5 protein-coding genes are annotated in these 4,218 nt (G+C 75.6%); 2 read left to right on the forward strand and 3 right to left on the reverse strand.

What is annotated here, in order from left to right; translation table 11 throughout:
- Nucleotides 1-189: 189 nt before the first annotated feature.
- The 3 genes from ACFV0O_RS31025 to ACFV0O_RS31035 all read right to left on the reverse strand — a co-directional run bounded on the left by ACFV0O_RS31025 (nucleotide 190) and on the right by ACFV0O_RS31035 (nucleotide 3,040).
- Nucleotides 190-345: a DUF6131 family protein gene (locus ACFV0O_RS31025; RefSeq protein WP_360255417.1), complete on the reverse strand. Its 156-nt coding sequence runs from the start codon at nucleotides 343-345 to the stop codon at nucleotides 190-192.
- Nucleotides 346-557: 212 nt separating this feature from the next.
- Nucleotides 558-2,093 carry a threonine/serine exporter ThrE family protein gene (locus ACFV0O_RS31030; protein ID WP_380347032.1) on the reverse strand — a complete coding sequence of 512 codons (1,536 nt, stop codon included), beginning with the start codon at nucleotides 2,091-2,093 and terminating at the stop codon, nucleotides 558-560.
- A 251-nt stretch (nucleotides 2,094-2,344) separates the two neighbouring features.
- The gene (locus ACFV0O_RS31035; RefSeq protein WP_380347033.1) at nucleotides 2,345-3,040 is read right to left on the reverse strand and encodes a TetR/AcrR family transcriptional regulator; all 696 of its coding nucleotides are present in this window, start codon (nucleotides 3,038-3,040) and stop codon (nucleotides 2,345-2,347) included.
- Between the two features lie 162 nt (nucleotides 3,041-3,202).
- Here ACFV0O_RS31035 and ACFV0O_RS31040 point away from each other — a divergent pair, with 162 nt between their 5' ends.
- Nucleotides 3,203-3,838 carry an SRPBCC family protein gene (locus ACFV0O_RS31040; protein ID WP_380347035.1) on the forward strand — a complete coding sequence of 212 codons (636 nt, stop codon included), beginning with the start codon at nucleotides 3,203-3,205 and terminating at the stop codon, nucleotides 3,836-3,838.
- An 86-nt stretch (nucleotides 3,839-3,924) separates the two neighbouring features.
- A complete protein-coding gene (locus ACFV0O_RS31045) occupies nucleotides 3,925-4,098 on the forward strand; it encodes a CsbD family protein (RefSeq protein WP_380347037.1) in 174 nt (57 codons plus the stop codon).
- Nucleotides 4,099-4,218: the final 120 nt, after the last annotated feature.

A 4,218-nucleotide genomic window follows, 5' to 3' on the forward strand; every position in this document is an offset into this window, starting at 1 on the left:
GCTCCCGCCGCAGAGGCTCAGCGCGCGCCCCCCCGCGGCCGGCCCCCCGCCCCCCCGCCCCCCCCCGCGTCCCCGCCCGCGCCCCGCCGCCCCCACCCCCTGCTGCTCCCCCTCGTCCCCTCCGCCGGTCGTGGCCGACCTCCTTCCGCGACGGTGGGGCGGCCCGGTCCCGAACCGGTCCGGACCCGTTCAGTAGTAGTGGCGGCGTCCGCCGACGGCGTGCCCGAGGGCGCCGGCGACCCACAGGACCAGACCGATGAGGACCAGCACGATGCCGATGGTCCACAGGATCGAGATGCTGGTGACGAAGCCGATGATGAGCAGGATGACGCCGAGCACGATCACGGGAGCCTCCCTGGCTGGACAGGCGGATGGGTGTCGGGCGGGCGGCCTCGGAACCGCCCGCTCCCGATGTGGTTCACAGCACCGCGTGTACCGCTCCGGCGGCGGGGCAAACCGGCCGACCGACGCCGGTGCGCCGCCGGGCTCGACGCGGGGCTCGGCGCACCGCTCGCCGTCGGGCTCGGCGCGGTGCCGCGGCGCCGCGCCGAGCTGCGTCACCGACGGTGGCGGCCACCCGTCCGGCGGGCCGGCGGACCGGGGCGCGGGGCCGCACGCGCGACCGGCAGGAAGAGACGGGCCAGCTCGCGGCCCAGGTTGACGCCGATCGCCAGGGCCATCGCCATCGCGGCCGCCCGCCCGATCCCGCTCAGCCCGACCTCGGGCCGCCCCCGGACGAAGGCGAGCATCCCGAAGTACAGCACCGACCCGGGCAGCAACGGGCCCAGGGCCGCCGTGACGTGCGGCAGCACCGGGGCGCCCCGGTAGCGCGCCATCAACTGGCCGGACAGTCCGACCAGCCCGGCCGCGAGGCCGGTCGCCAGGATCGGCTCCGCGCCGGCGCCGGCCAGCACCCCGTACGTCGTCCAGCCGACCGCGCTGTTGAGCAGGACCGCGGGCAGCGCGGCCGGCTCGGTGTTCAGCAGCACCGCGAAGGCCAGGGTCAGCAGCACCGCCGCGGTGAGCTGCAGCGGGGGGTTGTCCGCCGCGGCCGGGACGTCCTGGGCGGCCAGGTCGGCGCCGTTGTTGACGCCGACGTACAGGACGGCCATCACGCCGATCACCACGCCGGCCATCAGGTACAGCGCCTCCAGCAGGCGAGCGGCGGCGGTCAGGTAGAAGCCCGCGAGGCCGTCCTGGGCCGCCGCCACCATGGGCCAGCCCGGCAGCAGCGCGAACAGCCCGCCGGTGATCACCACCGATCCGCGCAGGTGCAGCCCGTTGAAGGACAGCAGGATGCCGATCACGGCCGCCGGGGCCGCGGCCACCACGAACTGGTAGAAGGCCGGCAGGTCGTGCCGCGCCACCAGGGCGGAGAGCCGGTCGCCGGCCAGGGCCGCGACGACGGCGCTGGCGAACACCAGCCAGGCCCGGGCGTCGGCCCGGCCACCGACCAGCAGGGTCGCCGCCCCGGCCAGCAGGCCGCAGCAGAGCAGGCGGATCCGGACGGGATAGCGGCGACTGGGCCGGTGGACGGCGACCAGGCGGTCGTGGGCGTCGTGGACGGTGACGCCGCCCGCCGCGATCTCGGTGACCAGCCGGAAGACCGCGGCCAGCCGCGCGTAGTCACCGGCCGGGCGGCGCACCGAGCACTCCGCCGTCAACGGCGGCTCCGAGGAGCCCGGCTGGTAGGAGATCGCCACCCGGGTGAAGGTGACCTGCGGGTCGCACGGGTGGACGCGGTAGGCGCGCGCGACGGCGAGCATCGCGGCCTCGACGTCCTCCGCCGCCTCGCCGCTGGCCAGCAGCAGTTCGCCCACCAGCAGTGCGAGGTCCAGCACCCGGGCCGGTTCGGCGGCTCCGGGCGGCTCCGCGCCGGACGGGTCGGGCGCCAGTCGGCGGTCGGCCGTCGGAGTGCGCAGCAACGGCAGCATCCGGTCGTGCCAGGGCCCCGCGGCGGCAGCGTCCCCGGGGGGCGGCCGGGTGTCCCCGGCGGGGCTTCCGGGCGCTGCGCCCTGCTGCGGCACCCGCTCCGAGCGGGGCGGACGTCCGTCCGGACCGGCAGGCGCGCCGAGCTGATCGTGATCCGACATGGCGACTCCCTGACCCCACCCCCTGTCCACTCACTGCTGTCGATCAACTACCCGAAGTGACGGTTCTGTGAACATCCGGGGCCTTGCGCACCCGTCCGGATCGGAGTGCGACCGGCCGTACACGCCCCATCGCGGCCGGTGTGCCGCGCGGCGGACCGGCAAGGCGGCGGGTCCGCGCTCGGGGCGTCGGCCTGACGGGTCCGACGAGTCCGACGAGTCCGACGAGCGAGCCCACCCCTACCGGGGGTCGATCAGAACCGGGGGGCCAGCAGGCCCTCCAGCTCGGCCTCGAAGAGCAGGTCGGGATCGAAGCCCATGCCGCCGAAGTGCCCGGCGAGTTCCAGGGAGAGCACGCCGTGCAGGCGGGTCCAGAAGGCCAGGAAGCGGTGGATCGCACCGATGGGGACGGGGTGGTCGCCGACCCAGTCCCGGTGCGCCGCCAGGTGGGCGGTGAGCGCCGCCCCCGCGGTTTCGGGCGCCTCAGGGGCCTCGGGCGCCCGGGGCGCCCCGGGAGTCGCCGCCGTGCAGGCGTCAAGCAGCGTGCGCATGATCGCATCGGAGACGGCCGTGGTGTCCTGCGGCGCGTGGTAGCCGGGGACGGGGGTGCCGTAGAGCAGGAAGTACCGCTGCGGGTCGGCCAGGGCCCAGCCGCGCAGGGTGCGCGCGAGCCCGGCGAGGTCGGCGCCGTCGGCGGCGGCCGCGCCGAGGGTGTCGGCGAGGCTCCGGTACGCGTCCCGGACGAGTTCGGTGATCAGTTCGTCGCGGCCGGCGAAGTAGCGGTAGAGCGCGGGGCCGCTCAGGCCCATCTGCTTGGCGATCGCGTTGAGCGAGAGCGCGGAGGCGCCCGCCATGGCGATCTGCTCCCGGGCGTGCCGCTTGACCTCTTCGCGCAGCTGGGCGCGGTAGCGCTCGCGCGGCGTGTCCGTGCCCGTGCCCGTCTTCGCCATGCCCGGCCCGCCCTCCGCGTCATGCGCGCCTAGATACTCACGCTTTCGTTAGAGGCTATCACGAAGGCTATTGACCCCGACCTCGTCGCCGAGTTACAACTTCTCACGAAAGCGTGAGCTTCTAGCTCCACCTCGAACCGCCCGTCAACGAAGGGGAGTTCCATGTCCGGCACCCGCAGCACCGGCGCCCGCGCCGCCCTCGTCACCGCCCCGCTCGTCCTCGGCCTGCTCGGCGCCGCCGCCGCTCCGGCCGGGGCCGCCACTTCGCGCCACGACACCTCCCTCACCTGCCGGGGGGCCGGCGTCGACCCCGGCGCCAAAGTGCGGTACCGGACCGAGGCGCTGGTCCACGCGCCGCTGCGCACCGTCTGGAAGCTGCAGACCGACATCGCGCGCTGGCCCGCCTGGCAGGCCCCGGTCCGGAGCGCGGAGCGCCTCGACCACGGCCCGTTGCGCCGGGGTTCGGTGTTCCACTGGACCACCCCGCTGCCCCCGAACCCCGCGACCACGGCCACCGAGCTGGACATCACCTCGACCGTCCGGCAGGTGCGGCCCGGCTCCTGCATCCGCTGGACCGGCCCCGCCGACGCCGAGGGCCTGCACATCGACGGCGTCCACGTGTGGAACTTCACCGCCGTCGACGGCGGTGTCCTGGTGCGCACCGAGGAGACCCACACCGGCCCCCAGGTCGACGCGAACGTGCCCGCCGCCACCGCCATCCTGCGCCAGGGCCTCGACGGCTGGCTGCACGACCTGACGACCACCGCCGAGGCCCGCGCCCGGCAGCAGCGGAACTGAACCGCGGACCCGCGCATGGAACCCGGCCGTCCGGGCAGACGCGGCCCGGGGCGGACCTCGCCCCGTCGACGAGAGGAGCACCTGCCATGGGGACCGACGACAAGATGCGCAACATGGCGGAGAAGGCCGGCGGCAAGATCAAGGAAGCCGCCGGGAAAGCCACCGGCGACCGCACGATCGAAACCAAGGGCAAGGCCGACCAGGTGAAGAGCGACCTGAAGCAGGCCGGAGAGAAGATCAAGGACGCGGGGAAGCACTGACCCGTCGCCCCGGGGGCGCCCCCCCCCCCCCCCCCCGCGGGGCCCCCCCCCCCCCCCCCGGCCCGGCGGCGCAAACCAAGACCCACCCCGGCCCACCCCAAACCCACCGCCAAACCGGGG

Origin of the sequence: Kitasatospora sp. NPDC059577, assembly GCF_042735475.1 — a bacterium.
Lineage (GTDB): Bacteria > Actinomycetota > Actinomycetes > Streptomycetales > Streptomycetaceae > Kitasatospora.